Origin of the sequence: Noviherbaspirillum sp., from assembly GCF_035944575.1 — a bacterium.
GTDB lineage: Bacteria > Pseudomonadota > Gammaproteobacteria > Burkholderiales > Burkholderiaceae_D > Noviherbaspirillum.
Genome location: NZ_DASZBA010000103.1, coordinates 19,982 through 37,444 on the forward strand (window position 1 = coordinate 19,982; position 17,463 = coordinate 37,444).

Below are 17,463 nucleotides of genomic sequence, written 5' to 3' on the forward strand. Positions count from 1 at the left end.
AAAACCTCAGACCACGTGTCCGTAATCATCAATGCCACACAAGCCATTACAAAATCCTATTAATCAATTCGTCATTGAGTAATAACTTATGTGCTGGCGGCCATCTTCGTTTTCAACCATTTTTCCACGGATGGAAAAACAAATTTCGATACGTCGCCGCCAAGTGTGGCGATCTCGCGCACGATGGTGCCGGAGATGAATTGATATTGGTCGGAAGGTGTCAGGAACAGGGTTTCGACGTCCGGAAGCAGATAGCGGTTCATGCCTGCCATCTGAAACTCGTATTCGAAGTCGGAAACTGCACGCAGGCCGCGTACGATGACTCGCGCATCATGACGTCGCACGAAATCTTTCAGCAAGCCGGAAAAACTCTCCACCTGCACATTCGGATAGTGCCCAAGCACCTCATTTGCGATCAGCAGACGCTCATCGAGAGAAAAGAAAGGCTTTTTGTTCTTGCTGTCGGCAACGCCGACGATCAGCTTGTCGAACAATCCAGACGCCCTGCGTACCAGATCCTCATGTCCTCGAGTGAGGGGATCGAACGTTCCTGGATAAACTGCTGTGACCATCGTGGGGCTCCGTGATCGAAAAGAAAGCGCATTATGCCTTAATTTGCGGCGAAGTATTGCGCTGCAGCACATGATAAAAAACCATGCCGGCCTTGTCGGCTCGCACCACCTTCCAGGTCGCCAGCCAATCCGGCATGGGCGCATCGCCTGTCAGCGAAAACTCGGATTCCACATAGAGCAATCCATCGTCGGCAAGGAGGCGATCGCATAACGGCAGCATTCGCGGCAACCAGTCCTGATGATACGGCGGATCGAGAAATATTACACGGAAACGCGTCGACAACCTCTGCACAGCCGTACCCGCATCGCCGCGCAGAATGTTGACCTGCGAAGCCTGCAATTTAAGCTTTGCCGCTTCGAGTTGCCTGACCGCGGCCGCGTTGCCCTCCACCATCACCACCTCTGCCGCGCCCCGGCTGGCAGCTTCAAAACCGAGCGCGCCGGTGCCGGCAAACAAATCCAGGCAGGCAATGTTCTCCCAGGCATTATCCAGCAGATGGTTGAGCCAGTTGAACAAGGTTTCACGAACTCGGTCAGGCGTGGGGCGCAAGCCTTCCACCTCAAGCACAGGGAGCGGAGTGCGCTTCCATTGCCCGCCAATGATGCGTACTTGCTTTGCCGGTCCGGCATGGCGAGGCGGTCCGCCGCAAGAGGCAGGTTTTCCGCCCTGCTTATTTCGCATCTTGCTTACCGTTCCCGACCACCACTGTTGCAAGCCGGTCGATGGCAATCTTGCGGTTGAATGCCGCCTTGATGTCCGCCGCAGTGACCTTGGCCACCTTTTCGGTCCAGGTGTCGAGATAGTTCAGTGGCAAACCGTAAAAGCCGATGACTGCCATGTTGTCGAGAATCTTGCGGTTGTTATCAATGCGCAACGGAAAGCCGCCGATCAGGTTGTCCTTCGCTGCCTTCAATTCCCTTGTCGTGGGCCCTTCCTGCAGGAAGCGCGCAACGGTGTCGCGCACGACCTGCAACGCTTCGTTTGCCTGTTCCTTCTGCGTCTGCAGGCCCACCTGGAACGGCCCCTCCTGCGCCATTGGACTGAAGTAGCTGTACACGCTGTAAGACAAACCGCGTTTTTCGCGAACTTCCTGCGTGAGGCGAGACACGAAGCCGCCACCGCCAAGCACATAGTTGCCGACAGTCAGCGGGAAGAAGTCGGGATCGCCCCGCTCGATTGCCGGCATGCCGATCTGTATATGCGCCTGGGACGCAGGATGGGCAATCAGTTCCTCCTGTTTCTGTCCGGCGGGCACCGCAGGCAATGCAGGCAACGGCGCACCTTGAGGCAGACGCACCGTTAGCTGCTTTGCAATCGCCTCGGCATCGGCACGCGTGATATTGCCGATCATTGCAATCACCGCGCGATTTGCCACATAGTGGTTCCGATGAAAATTTACCAGATCGTCGCGGGTGATCGACTGGACCGATTCAACCGTCTCGTGCTTCGCATATGGATGGCTTCCGTATAGAAGTCTCCAGAACGCTTTCCCGGCAATAGATTCCGGCTTGGTTTCATCCTCCTTGATCGCAGCGATCGTGCGAGCCTTGTCGCGCGCAAGCAGCTCTTCAGGAAAACTCGGATGCGCAAGAATGCGTGCCAGCAAGGCAACCGATTTGTCGCGCTCGACAGCAGTCGACAAGGTACGTAGAGAAGCACCGGCCCGGTCATTACCCGCGCCGCCGCCGCGCTGGGCGGCCGTATCGGCAAGCGTGTCGGAAATCTGCGCTTCGGAAAGCGCCGGTTCGTTCTGCGGCGCATCGGCAGCGCGCACGCCACGCGCAAGCATCGCATTGGTCAGCGAGGCGATGCCGACCTTGTCGGCCGGATCGCGACGTGAGCCGGCGTCGAACTCGACACTGATGTCGAGCACCGGGATCGAGTTGGCTTCGACGAAGAGCACACGAGCGCCGTTGTCGAGCGTCCACGATTGGATCTTCAAGGCGGCGTGCGCATTCAGGCCAACGCACATCACCAAGGCAAAAACGAATTTTTTCATGGTCATATCTGATTGAAGCCGGCGCCTGCGGGATACAGGCAGGCGCGAGGCGATACTAGTGGCGCAGCGGCGGCGGTGCCGGTTTCTTCTCCGACAAGGGCAATGGATACAGCGTGCCGACAGTCAGGCTTTCATCGCCGAAATATCTTTGGGCGACCGCCTGGACTTGTGCCGACGTGACGGTTTTGAGTTTCTCGATGATGCGATCGATGTCTTTGTGAGAAAGGCCGCTCATCTCCATCACGCCGATCTCCATCGCCTGTCCGAAGACCGAATCACGCTTGTAGATCTGCCCGGCGATGAGTTGCGTCTTTACCCGCGTCAGCTCTTCTTCCGACACGCCTTCCTTGGCGATCCGCTCCACCTCCGCACGCAGCATCTTTTCGAGTTGCTCGGTCGTGGTGCCCTGAGCAGGCGTGCCATCCAGCAGAAAAAGAACGGGACCGCGGGCGATGTTGGAATAGCCGGCGCCAGCGGAGTTGGCCACCCGATCGGTGCGGACCAGCTTTGCATTCAGGCGGGCATTGTCATAACCGTCGAGTACGGCCGCAAGGACATCGAGTGCATAGACATCCTGATCCTTTTCCACATCGCGCAAAGTCGGCACCTTGAATGCCATGACCACGTACGGATTTTCAGCTGGTGCCCTGACGGTGATCCGCTTGATGCCGCGCTGCGGCGGCTCGATTTGCGGTTTGCGCATCGGCAGTGTTTCACGAGGATGTTTGCCGTAATACTTTTCCGCCAAAGCAAGAACCTTTTTTGCGTCCACGTCACCGGCGACAACAAGCGTGGCGTTGTTGGGCGCATACCAGCGCTGATACCAGTCTTTCGCATCGTCCACCGTCATATTCTGGAGGTCGCTCATCCAGCCGACAATCGGATGATGATAGGGGTGCGCGGTAAATGCCGTGGCATTGAGGGCTTCATACAGCAGGGGGATCGGCTGGTCTTCAGTGCGCCAGCGACGCTCCTCCATCACCACCCGAATTTCCCTGCCGAACTCGTCCTTGTTGAAGATGACGTTGGACATGCGGTCTGCTTCCAGCGCCATCACCTGCTCGAGTTTCGACTTTTCGATCTGCTGGAAATAGGCGGTGTAATCCTTGCTCGTGAAGGCGTTCTCGCGGCCGCCGAGCGCGGCGACTCGCTGGCTGAACTCCCCGGGTTTCAGGGTCTTGGTACCCTTGAACATCATGTGCTCAAGGACATGGGCGACACCGGTGGTCCCGTTGTGCTCGTCCATCGATCCGACCTTGTACCAGACCATGTGCGCAACCGTGGGTGCGCGATTGTCTTCCTTTACGATGACTTTCATGCCGTTCTTCAGCATGAATTCCTTTGCGGTCTCGGCCTGTGCGGCGAGAGAAGGCAGCGGCGGGACTAGCAGCACCCACGCCGAGATGATTGCAGCGATCCGGATTTTCATAGGCAACGCTCTGTTAGAATGTGGCGATTGTATCTTCTTTCCGGCCAGAGGCTGAACGGCTTCCCACCGCACTTCTTTCCATTCCCGATGTTTAGTTTCTTCAAGAAAAAATCTAAAGACACGCCCGTTTCCGATGAGAAGCCGGACGAGATTGTGCCGTCCCAGGAAGCAACGCCGGTTGTCGACAAAAAGGAACCCCCGCCACCGGCAGAACAGAAGCCGTCGTGGTTTGACCGCATCAGAGGCGATACGCCGTCCCCAGCGGCGCCAAAAAAGCCGTCCCCGCCGCCACCGGACAAACAAAAAGGACCCGCACCGGCGCGCGCGACGCCAGAGCCGGCGGACGTGCCGGCAGCGATTGCTGCCCCGGTCGAGGAAGAAGGCGAAATCGTTCCTGCACCAGCGCCGTCGCAGGAGCAACGACAGTCTTGGCTCAATCGCCTGAAAACCGGACTATCGAAGACATCGACCAACCTGACCACATTGTTCGTCGGCGCGAAGATCGACGACGATTTGTACGACGAACTGGAATCGGCGTTGCTGGTGTCGGATGCCGGCGTGGAAGCCACCCGGTACCTGCTTGATGCGCTCAAGAAGAAGGTCAAGGAAGGCAAACTGACGGAAGCGGCCCAGGTCAAGGCGGCTCTGCGCGCCCTGCTGATCGACATGCTCAAGCCGCTTCAAAAGCCAATGGTGCTGGGACTGCATCAACCGTTGGTGATGATGATTGCCGGAGTCAATGGCGCAGGCAAAACCACGACGATAGGCAAGCTTGCCAAGCATCTGCAGGCGCACGAGCAGTCCGTGCTGCTGGCGGCAGGCGACACCTTCCGCGCCGCGGCCCGGGAGCAACTGGCAATCTGGGGCGAGCGCAACAACGTCGTGGTGATCGCCCAGGAGTCCGGGGACCCTGCTGCCGTCGCCTACGACGCGGTGCAGTCGGCAAAAGCCCGCCGGATCAATGTCGTGATGGTGGACACGGCGGGCCGCCTGCCGACCCAACTGCATCTCATGGAAGAGCTGAAGAAAGTGCAGCGCGTAATCGGCAAAGGCATGGAAGGCGCGCCGCATGAGGTCCTGCTCGTGATTGATGGCAACACCGGTCAGAATGCGCTTGCACAGGTCAAGGCCTTTGACGACGCACTCAATCTGACGGGACTCATCGTGACCAAGCTCGATGGCACTGCCAAAGGCGGCGTGCTCGCAGCCATCGCAAAAACGCGACCAGTGCCGGTGTACTTCATCGGTGTCGGGGAAAAAATCGAGGATCTGCAACCGTTCGATGCCGAGGAGTTCGTCGACGCATTGCTGAGCTGATGTCAATGATTGAGTTCAAGCAGGTTTCCAAACGCTACAGCGGCGATGCGATGGCGCTGTCGAATATCACATTATCGATTCCGGTCGGGGAACTGGTATTCCTTTCCGGTCCGTCCGGCGCAGGGAAATCCACCTTGCTCAAGATGATACCGGCCATCGAGCGGCCGACTTCCGGCACCGTCATCGTGTACGGGCAGGATGTCGGTGCGTTGAAGCCTGCCGGACTGCCCTATCTGCGCCGGAAAATCGGCTTGATCTTCCAGCAGCAGCGACTGTTGTTCGACCGCAGCGTCCTGTCGAACGTCATGCTGCCGCTTCTGGTAACCGGGTCCACGAAAAGCGAAGCGGAGCGGCGAGCCCGTGCGGCGCTCGACAAGGTCGGCCTGCCGGAAAAAGCGGCGAGCAATCCGCAATCCTTGTCCGGCGGCGAGCAGCAGCGGGTGGCGATCGCCCGCGCCATCGTCAATCGTCCGCAAATCATTCTTGCCGACGAACCCACAGCGAACCTTGACCGCGCCAGTGCCGACCTCGTCCTCGACGCATTGAAAGCGTTTCACGGCGCCGGCGTCACCTGCCTGATCTCGACCCATGACGATCACATCCTCGCCAGCGCGAAACGGATTATCCGGTTACACCACGGTCGCCTGCTCCCGGACACCGGAACCGGCTTTCTGCAGGGGGCGGCATGAGCATGTGGCTACGCCAGCACCTGGCGGCCATTGGCGATGCAATCAAGCAATTCGCTCATGCGCCGGGAAGCTTCGCCATGAACGTCCTTGTCATAGCGATTGCCCTGTCGCTGCCGATAGCCGGCCTGACCTTGCTGGAGAATGTGCGCCCTGTCAGTGAACAACTCGCTGTCGAACCCGAAATCAGCATTTTCATGGGCGTCGACACACCTCGTGAACGGTCCAAAGCACTTGCTGTCGACATCCAGCGCGTGCTGCAGAAAGCCGGCAACACAGGAAAGCTCGAATTCATTCCACGCGAAAATGCGCTTAGCGCGCTGAAAAGCCGCACCGGCTTGTCAGATGCGCTCACCACCCTGGGCGAGAATCCGCTTCCGGACGGATATGTATTGAAGCTTGCCGGGTTCCAATCGGTGAATGACGCGCGAAAAATTGATGCGATAGCGGTGCAATTAAAAGCGCTTCCTGGTGTCGAATATGTGCAGGTTGATTCAGCTTGGGTGAAGCGACTGGCCGCGCTCATGCATGTATTGCGCATGAGCCTGTTTTTCTTGGCTTCCACGCTTGCAGTGGTGGTAGTCGCAGTGGTCTTCAATACCATCCGGCTGCAAGTACTGACACAACGCGAAGAGATTGAGGTTTGCCGATTATTCGGCGCGACGGATAGCCATATTTGCCGCCCTTTTTATTACTCCGGCGCGCTGCTCGGTTTGCTGGCCGGCCTGGCGGCGCTCCTTGCAGTTGCGGCTGCCCTTGGCCCGTTGAACGGAGCAATCGCAGAATTTGCCCGGCTGTATGCGTCAGAATTCCGACTTTCCTCGTTGCACGGGCCAACTGTCGTAGTTTTGCTGACAGGCAGCGCCGGACTCGGGCTTCTTGGAGCACTGCTTTCCGTGCGGCGACATCTCTCCCGCTTGTCCTAAGTCGTGGCATTCCGCCTGGACACTTGATTTCACACAACTTTCGGGTTGTGGTTTTCTCTACAGTTAGCGTTAGCAATCACTTACGCTTCTGCAATAGCAAATAACCTATTTGTTCCTTTAAAATCCCTCATTAGCACTCTATTTCCCAGAGTGCTAATATAACGACTGATCTGACTGACCGGCCTTTTGGCCGGATATTTGTTGGGGAAGAAGGAGAAACAATGACTACACCATCTGCACAATCCGGACTGGTTCCCTTCGGAAATCAGGCACTTACGCTTGGATTTTCGGGCAGTTTGGGCAACATTGAAGCGTATATTTCGGCTGTCAACCGCCTTCCGATGCTTTCTCAGGAAGAAGAAATATCGCTCGCCCGGCGCCTTCGGGACAATAACGATCTGGCAGCTGCGCAGAAGCTGGTTTTGTCCCATTTACGCTTGGTAGTGTCGATTGCACGCGGTTATCTTGGTTACGGATTGCCACATGCTGATCTGATCCAGGAAGGCAATATCGGGCTGATGAAAGCAGTCAAGCGGTTCGACCCTGATCAGGGTGTGCGTCTCGTTTCATATGCGATGCACTGGATCAAGGCTGAAATGCATGAGTACATCCTGAAAAATTGGCGGCTCGTCAAGGTGGCGACCACCAAGGCTCAGCGCAAGCTGTTTTTCAACCTGCGCAGCCACAAGGAAGGACTCGATGCGATGACGCCGGCGCAGGTCGACGATCTTGCAAAGACGTTGAACGTCAAGCGTGAGGAAGTGATTGAAATGGAAACCCGCATGTCGGGCCACGATATCGCACTTGAAGCGCCGACCGACGACGAAGACGACAAATTCGCACCGATCGCCTACCTGTCATCCGATGCCAACGAACCGACCAAGGCCCTGGAAGCGCAGCAGTATGACAGGCTCCAGTCGGAAGGTCTCGAGACGGCGCTCGGGAAGCTGGATCCACGCTCCCGTCGCATCGTCGAGGCACGCTGGTTATCGAACGATGACGGCTCCGGCGCAACGCTGCATGAACTGGCCGACGAGTTCGGTGTATCCGCTGAGCGGATCCGCCAGATCGAAAGTGCCGCATTGAAGAAGATGAAGGGTGCGTTGGCCGAATACGCCTGATGTCGAGTACCTTTCAATAAGCACCAAACAAAAAGCGCTCCGAAATGGAGCGCTTTTTGTTTGGTGCGTGGGAAAAAATTCCCGACCTGCGGCTCTGGCCCCGGAGCAAAGTTTTACCGGTCAGCCTTCCGGCGGCGTCCGGGTTTTTTTGTTCTGGCGATGGCCCCTAAACGCGACACCAAGTTACGCGACGAGGCTAATGGACGGATCGCTCCTGCAAGCCACGCGAAATTTGTCGTCACCGGTTTCATCAAACCTGCCATACGCAATCCGCTTCCAAATTGCTGATTCAACAATAATAACGGAGGTATATTTTTAAGCGATCCGGGAACTGGATATGCCGCTGGATCACTCACGCGGGTGCGATGTGGATTACAACGTTGCGCAGTGAATTGGTGTTACACGGCGAATGGATGCAATCTCGGTCGGGTAGCACTTTGTATTGACAAGCAAGTCCTGCAACAAGAAAGACCTTCATGAAGTTAAGTGGCAACTCCTTTTCCGTCGCGCCGCACTGCCTGCAGCCGATGCATACCGAACCTCCTTCAATAGACACAGGGCCGCTTCCAAGTCCTTCCTGCACCTTCCATCGGCGAAACGCGCCGCGCTCATCCCTATCCAACGCGCTCCGCGCAAAATGGCAAGCGACGTCCGACAACATTGCAAAGGCACTCAAGGCCGCCGTTCGCGAGACCACGAACAAGCTTGGCTCCCAAACGTCGTTCGTTACACCCCGACTGTTGAGTGACATCATCAAGCAAAGCAGGCAATCGGTAGGCAAGTTCTGGCCGGCAGATTACATCCAGGCACTCGCCCGGCGCCATCCCGACCAATCTGGCCTTGCGCTTGTCAACCCGCGCAACGGCAAAGTTGTGTCGGCAGGTGATGCGAAGATTCCGGTTTCCATTCAGAGCGTGTCCAAGCTACCCAATGCCATTTTGCTCGGCATGCATGTCGGATTCGGGGACGGCCCTGGCCAGTTGTGGGACATCATTGGCAAGACCGCTACAGGACAAGCCTTCAACGCCGATAAAACCACGCCGGGCAAGCCATGGAAGCCGATGAACCCTTGCGTCAATATCGGCGCGCTGGCAGTCATGAATGGCATTTGCGAGCACTTTCCGGACGACGAACGCCCGGAATACCGGCTGCGTGATCTGTTGAGAGAATTGTCAGGGGATGACAGTATTGATGTCGACGAGGCTGTCGCCATGTCCGAGTACAACGATTCGGAAAACAACAGGCGCTTGCTGCAGAAACTCGATCGTGAAAGGCAGAAGGTGAATAGCACCTACCCGAACGCGCCTGAAGATCGGAAGTTCAAGGAGATCGATATCGACCGTGTATTGCGAGCCTATTGCCGTCAATGCGCGATCGTCATTACGCCCGAAAAAATGGCCAAGGCCCTGTGGACGCTTGAGCATGGCAAGGACAAGAGCGGCAAGCCCTACATAGCCGGAGAAGCATTGGAGCAGATGAAGGAAGTCATGCGCACAGCGGGCGCCTATGATCAGGCTGGTGACGTTTCGACCAAGACGAGTGGCAAAGCCAAGGTGAAAACCGGTGTCGGCGGCCTGATAGCCGGCTGGATCAGAGACAAGAAGGGCCGCGATATTCCTGTCTGTACCTTCGATCCTTCGCTGAATACGCATGGCAATTCCAAAGGCGGTCTTGCCATGCTGGGCGCGCTATCCCGTCTCAACCTCGCCTTCCCTGCAAGGAACCACTTGGAACGCCTGCTTGAAGATAAAGTCAGCACCATATATGCGCCGAAGGAATCACCGGAGTCCGTCTCCACCAACTTGCTCAAACAACTCGACAAAGTACAGCAGATCCACCTCAAGAAACTTGCCATGGCGGAGTTAAGCCCGGCTGCAAGGGAAAAAATCAACGATCGTTCCGAGAACGGGTTTTACCTGAAGCGCCTCGACACGACTGCCGGCAAATCGCTACCGCTGCAAAGCAAGACACTACTCGTCGCCGATGGCGTGGACGGCAAACGGCGCACTTATACGATGATCGACGATCACCATATCGAGATCGAGCACACCGGCGAGAAGGTCGTCAAGGGAGCCATAAAGATCGTGGTTACTGATACGCCGGATGCCGAACTGACGGCTGACAAGAGTGCGCAAAAGGTGACGCCCACCTGATCGAAGGCAGCCCCGACGCACGGTGCCGGGGCTGATAGTGAAGCTGTTGCGCCGTACGGTCGAAGCTGTAACTGCTCACAGCTATTATTTTGTCGGGGGAGAACGTTCCATCCCGGCAGGGACGTTGTCGGAGAAGCGCTAGCGGCGTTTACTTAATTCTTAATTCCTAATTTTATTTCTACGACAAAAGCATTTTCAGATCGTGCACGATCGGCTCCGGACCTTGTCCATGCCGGATGAAAAGGCGAATGCGTCCCTGAGGATCGAATACATAGCTACCTGCAGTGTGATCCACCGAATAGCTGCCGGGCGTTTTCCCCGGCACCTTCTGATAGAAAACCTTGAATTCCTTAGCCACCGCATCGGTTGCGGCCTTATCGCCCACGAGGCCGAGGAAGCGCGGATCGAAGGCCGGAACATACTGGGCAAGAAGCTGCTGCGTATCCCGTTCCGGATCAACAGTGATGAACAGCACCTGAACCTTGTCGGCTGAAGGTCCGAGTTCCTTCATGACGTTCGCCATTTCCGCCATGGTGGTCGGACAAACGTCCGGACACTGGGTAAATCCGAAAAAGACGACAACCGCCTTGCCCTTGAAGTCGGCAAGAGTACGGGTCTTTCCGGTGTGGTCGGTTAACGTGAACCCACGGGCGTAATCAAGACCGGTAATGTCGGTATTCTTGAAAACCTGCTCGGGTTGACGGTTGCATCCTGCCAATAGAAAAAGCGCAGTGACAGCAATTACAAACGACCGAAGGAGAGAGGAAAAGTGCATGCTTTAAAACTTCAGATAGTGGTCGGCCAGCAGCGCAACAAAAAGCAGCGATAGGTAGACGATGGAATATGTAAATGTCTGGCGTGCCAGCAGATCCGTGTAATAACGGTATATCCGCCACGCATACCAGAGAAAGATTGCGCCGAGAATCGAGGCGCTCGCAAGATAGATCAGTCCGCTCATCTTCACTGCATAAGGCAGCATGGTTGTCGCCACCAGTGCAATTGTGTACAGCAGGATATGGAACTGGGTGAACTTGAGTCCGTGCGTGATCGGCAGCATCGGCAAACCCGACCGTGCGTAATCATCGCGGCGATAAAGCGCCAGCGCCCAGAAATGCGGCGGCGTCCACACGAAAATGATCAATACCAGAATCCATGCCTGCATGGGAACGTCATTGGCAATTGCCGCCCACCCGAGCGCGGGCGGCATGGCACCTGACAGTCCGCCGATCACGATATTCTGCGGCGTTGCCGGCTTCAGAATCATTGTGTAGATGACTGCGTAACCTACGAAGGTGGCAAAGGTCAGCCACATGGTGAGCGGATTGACGAAGTTATATAGCACCCACATGCCGGCACCGCCGATCACGCCGGAAAACACCAGGGTCTGCGGTACGGTGAGTTCGCCTCTTGCCATTGGACGGCGTGCGGTGCGTGCCATGCGGGAGTCGATTTCACGTTCTACCAGGCAATTAACGGCAAAAGCAGCACCGGCCAGAAGCCAGATGCCAATTGTCGCCGCGACGACTATTTTCCAGTCCGGCAAATTTGGCGTTGCGAGAAACATGCCGATCACTGCGCAAAACACGGCCAGCTGCGTCACGCGCGGCTTGGTGAGTGCCCAATATTGCGCAAGGCGGTTAGGGGAAGCGGTCAAGGTAGTCACTTGGATCTCAGGCGGCGGACAAGCGGGTGGTGGCTCTGCGTGCAGCAGTCGCTGTCGGGATTCGAGCCTTGTAGTTTAACATGGTCAGCAGCAGCACGAGCAGCGCCGCACCGCCATTGTGGGCCACCGCGAGGGCCAGCGGCCATTCGAGGAAGATCGTGGTCAGCCCGGTCAGAAGCTGCATTGACATGACGACCAGTATCCAGATCGCTGTTTTGCGAAGCCCTTCGACACGCAGCGCTTTATGTGCCAGCCATGCCAAAAACGCAATCACGACGAAGGCAAAGCTGCGGTGCACCCAATGAATGGCCGTCAATGCAGGAAACGGCAAGTATTCTCCATCGGCGGTTTTGCCCAGATGACGCCATAGCGTGAAGCCGTTCTTGAAATCCATCTGCGGCAGCAACTGCCCATGACACAAGGGGAAATCCATGCACGCCAGCGCCGCATAGTTGGTGCTGACCCAACCTCCCAAGGCAATCTGCACGGTTAAGAGCAGCATGGCGATCGCCGCAGGCACTTGCAGTCGCGAAGCGCTCTCCATGACGGGCGCATGCTGGCTCTGGCTAGCCGCCATCCAGGTCAGCATCCCGAGAAGGCCCATGCCGAGCATCAAATGGATGGTCACGATAATGGGCTGCAGCTTCAGGGTTACGGTCCATGCGCCAAATGCGCCCTGGACGCAGACGAATAGCAACAGGAAAGTCGGGAACCAGGGAGAGAACCGCTCATCCGTCCGCCTTGATTTTGTCCATCTAAGCCAGGCGATCGTCATGATGGAAAGAATTAATACCCCGACGCCCATGGCGAAATAACGATGGATCATTTCAATCCAGGCTTTCATCACCGTTACGGGGCCGGTTGGCATCGCCGCTTCGGCGGCGCGAATCTGATCGAGGGCCTGCAGGGGATTGGCGTGACCATAACAACCGGGCCAGTCAGGACATCCCAGTCCGGAATCGGTCAGGCGCGTGAAGGCGCCGAACATGATCAGATCGAAGGTCAGGAACAGTGTGACCCAGATTAGCTTGCGGTATTTGTTTTTGTCGCTGGACACCCATACAACGGCAAGCGGCAGCAATGCCGCAAGCATACCCATGATCGCCAGTTGGATCAGCATACCGGTGTCATCCTATGCGTGAGGCTTTGAGCAGTTTCGACAGATCCTTCTTGATCTTGTTGGGGTCTGCGTCTTTTGGAAACCGCATCATCAGGTTGCCGAGAGGATCGATTATATAAAGATGATCGCTGATAGTGGTGTCGGTCTCGGTCGGCAGCCAGTTCTTCAATGCCTCCGGCGTTGCACGCAGCATATGTGTGCCGTCGTATTCGCGCATCAGCATCGTTTCAAGGGGCTTGCTGTCGGTGACCAACCACACCCGTTCGAGCCGATCCTTGTCCTTGCCCATCGCCAGCCGCAACTGACGCATGTCGTGCAAGCGTTCCCGGCATGGCGGCGCGCATTCGGCATCTGCGATCTGCAGCATGATCCATTTGCCGTTATAGGCCTTGAGTTCAAGCGGCTTGCCATCGAGCGCTGCGGTGTTCAGCACCGGCATGGGGTGCGCACGCGGATCGATCAGCGTGCCGTAATTGGTTCGTCCTTCGGGCTTGATGACGTAATAAGTGAGATAGGAAGCGATCATCGGTGCTGCGCAAATGAGTATGACCGCAAACAGCTTCCATCTTCCGGATTTTTGTTGCTTAGTGTTTTCCACGTCGGAGTCCTGTTACTACATAGAATAGAAATGCGGTCGCTGCCAGTGCGTACCATTGGAAAGCGTATCCGCGATGCTTGTCCACGCCCGTCGATGGCCTGAGCCAGTCACGCACGAGGCCGTCCCCCGTATCGCTGGTTTGTTCCAGCACAAATGCTTGCATCGGTAATTTGGTGGCTCGTTCGAGTTCTGCAATATCCAGATTCTGCACAATGGCGCCTGGCTTCAACGGTTCGGGTTGGCCCAGTTGCAATACCTGACCTGCGTTGCGCCGTGCAATACCCTCCAATTCGATCGTGCCCTTGGGCGTGGCAATCTCCGGCAAGCGGGTACGATCGGCTGTGTCACGCTTGACCCAGCCGCGCGCTACCAACAGGTGCATATCCGATCCCGCAATTCTGAATGGCATCAGCAGGTGAAAGCCGGCAGCGCCCTGGTGGGGACGGTTATCGAGGTACACCGGCCAGTCTTGAACGAACTGTCCTGAAACCCGGACCCGCCGATACTCGACTTCGTCAATCGACGGACGTCCGGTCGACAGCACCATGGGCGTTGCCGCCTCGCGTGTCGATAACTTTCGCTCGATTGCAAGCTTTTCCGCTGCTCGCCTTGTCTGCCACTGCCCAAGTGAAATGCCGACTGCTACTGCAATGATTGTCGCAATGAACGGAATCCAGCGAAACCGGAATTTTATTGGCATTACAATGTCACTTTATTCAGACCATCCAAAATGCCGGCTGGCGTTGCCTGACCGGCACGAGCAATCATGAAAATCCTTGTCGCCATCGCTTTCATCCTCATCCTCGGCAGCCTCGCCTCGGCGCTTTTCTATCTGATGCGGGATAAAGGTAAAAGCAACCGCACGGTCAGGGCATTGGCAATGCGCGTCGGGTTATCCATCACATTGTTTGTGCTGATCCTCATCGCCCATCAGATGGGGTGGATCGAACCAACCGGTATTCGCTGACAGTTTCTGTTGATGCCGGATGCCAACAGTAAAAAAGCCGCACCTTGGTGCGGCTTTTTTTCACCAGTCTACAATTACAGCCAATAGACCACGACGTACAGACCGAGCCAGACGACGTCGACAAAGTGCCAATACCATGCTGCACCCTCAAAACCGAAATGATGGTCCGGTGTGAAGTGCCCTTTCATTACTCGGTAAAGCACAACAGCAAGCATGATGGCGCCCAGTGTGACGTGGAAACCGTGGAATCCCGTCAACATGAAGAAGGTGGAACCATAAATGCCGGAAGTCAGCTTGAGATTCAGGTCGCTGTAGGCGTGCATGTATTCATACACTTGGAAGCCCATGAAGATTGCGCCGAGCAGAATCGTGGCAAACAACCAGAAAGCGGTCTTGCTGCGCTCGCCAGCACGGATTGCGTGGTGGGAGATCGTCAGGGTGACACCGGACAGCAGCAGCAATGCGGTATTGATTGTCGGGATGGGAAATGGACCCATCTTGTTGTACGCATCGATGATGCCTCCTGGCGTGTTGCCCCACTGAGCCGCAAAATCGGGCCAGAGAAGCTTGTGATCGAGGTCGCCAAGCCATGGCAGCGTGACGGCACGAGCGTAGAACAGCGCGCCGAAGAAGCCGGCAAAAAACATCACTTCCGAGAAGATGAACCAGCTCATGCTCCAGCGATACGATACGTCGATGCGGTTGCTGTACAAACCGCTTTCCGACTCTGCAATTGCATCACCGAACCACTTGTACAAGATCACCAGGAAACCGATGAGGCCAATGATATTGGCAACCGGTCCCCAGCCGTATCCGTTGACCCAGGCCGACGCGCCAGCCATTGTCACCAGCAGCGTCGCGCCCGCCAGAACTGGCCATGCCGACGGACCCGGCACATAATAATGTGGCGCATTCGCGTGTTGAGAACCCATCTCCATCTCCCAATACAATATGTAAAAAATTAGTTTGCAACGACTGCATTCACGATCAACAACAGGATCGCAACAAATATGGCTGCAGCAACAATACCGGTGATGATCACATGTATTGGATTGAGCTGCTGCGTGTCCTTTTCATATTCGCTTCTTTTGCGTACACCGAAAAACGACCACAGCACCGCTTTTACCGTCGCACCGAAGGAAGCCTTGCGCTGTGACGCTTTTTTCAGATCATCCATGAATGCTGCTCAACTCGCTGACTTGCCGGTGCCGGCAACCTCGAAGAACGTGTATGACAATGTGATTGTCTTCACATCTTTCGGCAATGCCGGGTCAATATAAAACACGACCGGCATCTGCTTTGCCTGATTCGGACCCAGGGTCTGCTGCTTGAAACAAAAACATTCCATTTTCTTGAAGTGGCTGGCCGCCTGTTGAGGCGCATAGCTTGGAATTGCCTGCGCATCAATACTGCGGGTCTGTGTATTCACCACTTCATACACAACCTGCACCATTTCCCCCGGATGCACTTGCATGCTACCGACCGTCGGCCGGAATCGCCAGGGGCCATGGGCATTGGCGTCGAATTCGATTGTCACGGTGCGGGTTTTATCGACCTGCGTATTGCCGACATCCTTATCGGCGTCGTCTTTCGCCGCCAGAACATTAATCCCGGTAATCTCGCAAATCTTTTTGTACACGGGCACTAGCGCATAGCCGAAGCCGAACATCAGCACGGCGATGACGAGCAATTTGCCGAGCATCCGGCTATTCAACGTGCGGGAGTGTGCACCGCCTGAATTCGAGGTTTGCATATCAACTGAACCAGACCCGTTTGACGAACAGACCGATGAAAAACACCAGCGCGATCGACGCCAGAACCAAGGCCGTCTTGAGGTTGTTCGGTTTATTCGGATTTGGCATGACCAATTTGGGGCGGACGAGATGTCCGCCCTATCCTTGCTTTAATGTTACTTCACAGTCGGCGGCACTTCAAAGGTATGGAAAGGAGCCGGGCTTGGCACGGTCCACTCCAGGCCTTCCGCACCTTCCCAAGGCTTGGCAGGTGCAGCCTTGCCGCCCTTGATCGAAGGCAACACGACAAACAACAGGAAATACACTTGCATCAATCCGAATCCGAAGGCACCGATCGACGCAATCATATTGAAATCGGTGAACTGCGCCGGATAGTCGGCATAGCGACGTGGCATGCCGGCCAGACCCAGGAAGTGCATCGGGAAGAACGTGATGTTGAAGGTGATCAGCGAGCCCCAGAAGTGGAATTTGCCGCGGCCTTCGTCATACATGTAACCGGTCCACTTCGGGCCCCAGTAGTAGAAGCCTGCGAACAGCGCAAACAATGATCCGGCGACGAGCACGTAGTGGAAATGCGCCACCACATAGTAAGTATCGTGCATCTGGATGTCGATCGGAGTCACGGCCAGGATCAGACCGGTAAAGCCGCCCATGGTGAACACGAAGATGAAGCCAATGGCGAACAGCATCGGTGTTTCAAAAGTCATCGAGCCTTTCCACATCGTCGCAATCCAGTTGAACACTTTCACGCCGGTCGGCACCGCGATCAGCATCGTGGCGTACATGAAGAACAACTGGCTGGTCACCGGCATGCCTGTGGTGAACATGTGGTGGGCCCAAACGATGAACGACAGGATGGCGATCGAGGATGTCGCATACACCATCGACGCATAACCAAACAGCTGCTTGCGTGCAAACGTCGGAATGATATGAGAGACGATGCCGAAAGCCGGCAGAATCATGATGTAAACCTCGGGATGACCGAAGAACCAGAAAATATGCTGGTACATCACCGGGTCACCGCCGCCGGCTGCGTTGAAGAACGATGTTCCGAAATGACGGTCAGTCAGTGTCATCGTGATTGCGCCCGCGAGAACCGGCATCACGGCGATCAGCAGATAAGCGGTGATCAGCCATGTCCAGCAGAACATCGGCAT

The 17,463-nt window shown here is 56.1% G+C and carries 20 protein-coding genes; 6 read left to right on the forward strand and 14 right to left on the reverse strand.

Going from position 1 to position 17,463, the window contains the following annotated elements; translation table 11 throughout:
- Nucleotides 1–86: 86 nt before the first annotated feature.
- From coaD to VGU61_RS06560, 4 genes are read right to left on the reverse strand one after another with little or no spacing between them, the layout of a single operon-like run.
- Entirely contained in the window at nucleotides 87–572 is a 486-nt protein-coding gene (gene coaD, locus VGU61_RS06545; protein WP_326858299.1) for a pantetheine-phosphate adenylyltransferase, read from the reverse strand.
- A 31-nt stretch (nucleotides 573–603) separates the two neighbouring features.
- Nucleotides 604–1,254, reverse strand: a complete 651-nt coding sequence (gene rsmD, locus VGU61_RS06550) for a 16S rRNA (guanine(966)-N(2))-methyltransferase RsmD (RefSeq protein ID WP_326858300.1) — start codon at nucleotides 1,252–1,254, stop codon at nucleotides 604–606.
- The gene (locus VGU61_RS06555) at nucleotides 1,244–2,572 is read right to left on the reverse strand and encodes a pitrilysin family protein (protein WP_326858301.1); all 1,329 of its coding nucleotides are present in this window, start codon (nucleotides 2,570–2,572) and stop codon (nucleotides 1,244–1,246) included. Before VGU61_RS06555 ends, rsmD begins: the two co-directional genes overlap by 11 nt.
- A gap of 55 nt (nucleotides 2,573–2,627) precedes the next feature.
- Nucleotides 2,628–4,001, reverse strand: coding sequence for a pitrilysin family protein (locus VGU61_RS06560; protein ID WP_326858302.1), 1,374 nt, complete (start codon nucleotides 3,999–4,001; stop codon nucleotides 2,628–2,630).
- 87 nt (nucleotides 4,002–4,088) lie between these two features.
- Between VGU61_RS06560 and ftsY the strand changes: the two genes are divergently transcribed.
- From ftsY to VGU61_RS06585, 5 genes are all read left to right on the forward strand, one after another.
- A complete protein-coding gene (gene ftsY / locus VGU61_RS06565; protein ID WP_326858303.1) occupies nucleotides 4,089–5,318 on the forward strand; it encodes a signal recognition particle-docking protein FtsY in 1,230 nt (409 codons plus the stop codon).
- 5 nt (nucleotides 5,319–5,323) lie between these two features.
- A complete protein-coding gene (locus VGU61_RS06570; protein ID WP_326858319.1) occupies nucleotides 5,324–6,007 on the forward strand; it encodes a cell division ATP-binding protein FtsE in 684 nt (227 codons plus the stop codon).
- Nucleotides 6,004–6,930: a cell division protein FtsX gene (locus VGU61_RS06575; protein ID WP_326858304.1), complete on the forward strand. Its 927-nt coding sequence runs from the start codon at nucleotides 6,004–6,006 to the stop codon at nucleotides 6,928–6,930. The genes VGU61_RS06570 and VGU61_RS06575 overlap by 4 nt, the downstream gene beginning before the upstream one ends.
- Nucleotides 6,931–7,151: 221 nt before the next feature.
- Nucleotides 7,152–8,051, forward strand: coding sequence for an RNA polymerase sigma factor RpoH (gene rpoH, locus VGU61_RS06580; RefSeq protein WP_326858305.1), 900 nt, complete (start codon nucleotides 7,152–7,154; stop codon nucleotides 8,049–8,051).
- Between the two features lie 740 nt (nucleotides 8,052–8,791).
- Nucleotides 8,792–10,204 (forward strand): glutaminase, encoded by a 1,413-nt coding sequence (locus tag VGU61_RS06585; protein ID WP_326858306.1) that lies wholly within the window; start codon nucleotides 8,792–8,794, stop codon nucleotides 10,202–10,204.
- A 178-nt stretch (nucleotides 10,205–10,382) separates the two neighbouring features.
- Here the strand turns inward: VGU61_RS06585 and VGU61_RS06590 are convergent, their stop codons facing one another.
- Genes VGU61_RS06590 through VGU61_RS06610 form a run of 5 tightly spaced genes read right to left on the reverse strand, consistent with a single transcriptional unit; the run spans nucleotide 10,383 to nucleotide 14,285 of the window.
- Nucleotides 10,383–10,979, reverse strand: a complete 597-nt coding sequence (locus VGU61_RS06590) for an SCO family protein (RefSeq protein ID WP_326858307.1) — start codon at nucleotides 10,977–10,979, stop codon at nucleotides 10,383–10,385.
- Between the two features lie 3 nt (nucleotides 10,980–10,982).
- Nucleotides 10,983–11,867, reverse strand: coding sequence for a heme o synthase (cyoE, locus tag VGU61_RS06595; RefSeq protein ID WP_326858308.1), 885 nt, complete (start codon nucleotides 11,865–11,867; stop codon nucleotides 10,983–10,985).
- Between the two features lie 7 nt (nucleotides 11,868–11,874).
- Nucleotides 11,875–12,987 carry a COX15/CtaA family protein gene (locus VGU61_RS06600; RefSeq protein ID WP_326858309.1) on the reverse strand — a complete coding sequence of 371 codons (1,113 nt, stop codon included), beginning with the start codon at nucleotides 12,985–12,987 and terminating at the stop codon, nucleotides 11,875–11,877.
- Between the two features lie 7 nt (nucleotides 12,988–12,994).
- A complete protein-coding gene (locus tag VGU61_RS06605) occupies nucleotides 12,995–13,513 on the reverse strand; it encodes a cytochrome C oxidase subunit I (protein ID WP_326858310.1) in 519 nt (172 codons plus the stop codon).
- A gap of 58 nt (nucleotides 13,514–13,571) precedes the next feature.
- Nucleotides 13,572–14,285, reverse strand: coding sequence for an SURF1 family protein (locus VGU61_RS06610; protein ID WP_326858311.1), 714 nt, complete (start codon nucleotides 14,283–14,285; stop codon nucleotides 13,572–13,574).
- 66 nt (nucleotides 14,286–14,351) lie between these two features.
- On the opposite strand from VGU61_RS06610, the gene VGU61_RS06615 reads away from it, so the two are divergent.
- The gene (locus VGU61_RS06615; protein WP_326858312.1) at nucleotides 14,352–14,552 is read left to right on the forward strand and encodes a twin transmembrane helix small protein; all 201 of its coding nucleotides are present in this window, start codon (nucleotides 14,352–14,354) and stop codon (nucleotides 14,550–14,552) included.
- Between the two features lie 74 nt (nucleotides 14,553–14,626).
- Here the strand turns inward: VGU61_RS06615 and VGU61_RS06620 are convergent, their stop codons facing one another.
- The 5 genes from VGU61_RS06620 to VGU61_RS06640 form a co-directional block, all read right to left on the reverse strand.
- Nucleotides 14,627–15,484: a cytochrome c oxidase subunit 3 gene (locus VGU61_RS06620; protein ID WP_326858313.1), complete on the reverse strand. Its 858-nt coding sequence runs from the start codon at nucleotides 15,482–15,484 to the stop codon at nucleotides 14,627–14,629.
- Nucleotides 15,485–15,513: 29 nt separating this feature from the next.
- A complete protein-coding gene (locus tag VGU61_RS06625; RefSeq protein ID WP_326858314.1) occupies nucleotides 15,514–15,729 on the reverse strand; it encodes a DUF2970 domain-containing protein in 216 nt (71 codons plus the stop codon).
- Nucleotides 15,730–15,738: 9 nt separating this feature from the next.
- Complete coding sequence (locus VGU61_RS06630) at nucleotides 15,739–16,305, reverse strand: cytochrome c oxidase assembly protein (RefSeq protein ID WP_326858315.1); 567 nt, start codon at nucleotides 16,303–16,305, stop codon at nucleotides 15,739–15,741.
- A gap of 1 nt (nucleotide 16,306) precedes the next feature.
- Nucleotides 16,307–16,414, reverse strand: a complete 108-nt coding sequence (locus VGU61_RS06635; protein WP_326858316.1) for a cytochrome oxidase small assembly protein — start codon at nucleotides 16,412–16,414, stop codon at nucleotides 16,307–16,309.
- Between the two features lie 47 nt (nucleotides 16,415–16,461).
- A partial coding sequence (locus VGU61_RS06640; RefSeq protein WP_326858317.1) for a cbb3-type cytochrome c oxidase subunit I occupies nucleotides 16,462–17,463 on the reverse strand: 1,002 nt, incomplete at its 5' end.

What these genes read in the sequence shown, in the direction of transcription:
- VGU61_RS06630 (WP_326858315.1), bottom strand. Translation starts at nt 16,305, where the DNA reads ATGCAAACCTCGAATTCAGGCGGTGCACACTCCCGCACGTTGAATAGC.
- VGU61_RS06620 (WP_326858313.1), bottom strand. Translation starts at nt 15,484, where the DNA reads ATGGGTTCTCAACACGCGAATGCGCCACATTATTATGTGCCGGGTCCG.
- coaD (WP_326858299.1), bottom strand. Translation starts at nt 572, where the DNA reads ATGGTCACAGCAGTTTATCCAGGAACGTTCGATCCCCTCACTCGAGGA.
- VGU61_RS06625 (WP_326858314.1), bottom strand. Translation starts at nt 15,729, where the DNA reads ATGGATGATCTGAAAAAAGCGTCACAGCGCAAGGCTTCCTTCGGTGCG.
- ftsY (WP_326858303.1), top strand. Translation starts at nt 4,089, where the DNA reads ATGTTTAGTTTCTTCAAGAAAAAATCTAAAGACACGCCCGTTTCCGAT.
- rpoH (WP_326858305.1), top strand. Translation starts at nt 7,152, where the DNA reads ATGACTACACCATCTGCACAATCCGGACTGGTTCCCTTCGGAAATCAG.
- rsmD (WP_326858300.1), bottom strand. Translation starts at nt 1,254, where the DNA reads ATGCGAAATAAGCAGGGCGGAAAACCTGCCTCTTGCGGCGGACCGCCT.
- VGU61_RS06560 (WP_326858302.1), bottom strand. Translation starts at nt 4,001, where the DNA reads ATGAAAATCCGGATCGCTGCAATCATCTCGGCGTGGGTGCTGCTAGTC.
- VGU61_RS06615 (WP_326858312.1), top strand. Translation starts at nt 14,352, where the DNA reads ATGAAAATCCTTGTCGCCATCGCTTTCATCCTCATCCTCGGCAGCCTC.
- VGU61_RS06555 (WP_326858301.1), bottom strand. Translation starts at nt 2,572, where the DNA reads ATGAAAAAATTCGTTTTTGCCTTGGTGATGTGCGTTGGCCTGAATGCG.
- VGU61_RS06590 (WP_326858307.1), bottom strand. Translation starts at nt 10,979, where the DNA reads ATGCACTTTTCCTCTCTCCTTCGGTCGTTTGTAATTGCTGTCACTGCG.
- VGU61_RS06605 (WP_326858310.1), bottom strand. Translation starts at nt 13,513, where the DNA reads ATGATCGCTTCCTATCTCACTTATTACGTCATCAAGCCCGAAGGACGA.
- VGU61_RS06610 (WP_326858311.1), bottom strand. Translation starts at nt 14,285, where the DNA reads ATGCCAATAAAATTCCGGTTTCGCTGGATTCCGTTCATTGCGACAATC.
- VGU61_RS06575 (WP_326858304.1), top strand. Translation starts at nt 6,004, where the DNA reads ATGAGCATGTGGCTACGCCAGCACCTGGCGGCCATTGGCGATGCAATC.
- VGU61_RS06635 (WP_326858316.1), bottom strand. Translation starts at nt 16,414, where the DNA reads ATGCCAAATCCGAATAAACCGAACAACCTCAAGACGGCCTTGGTTCTG.
- VGU61_RS06600 (WP_326858309.1), bottom strand. Translation starts at nt 12,987, where the DNA reads ATGCTGATCCAACTGGCGATCATGGGTATGCTTGCGGCATTGCTGCCG.
- VGU61_RS06570 (WP_326858319.1), top strand. Translation starts at nt 5,324, where the DNA reads ATGATTGAGTTCAAGCAGGTTTCCAAACGCTACAGCGGCGATGCGATG.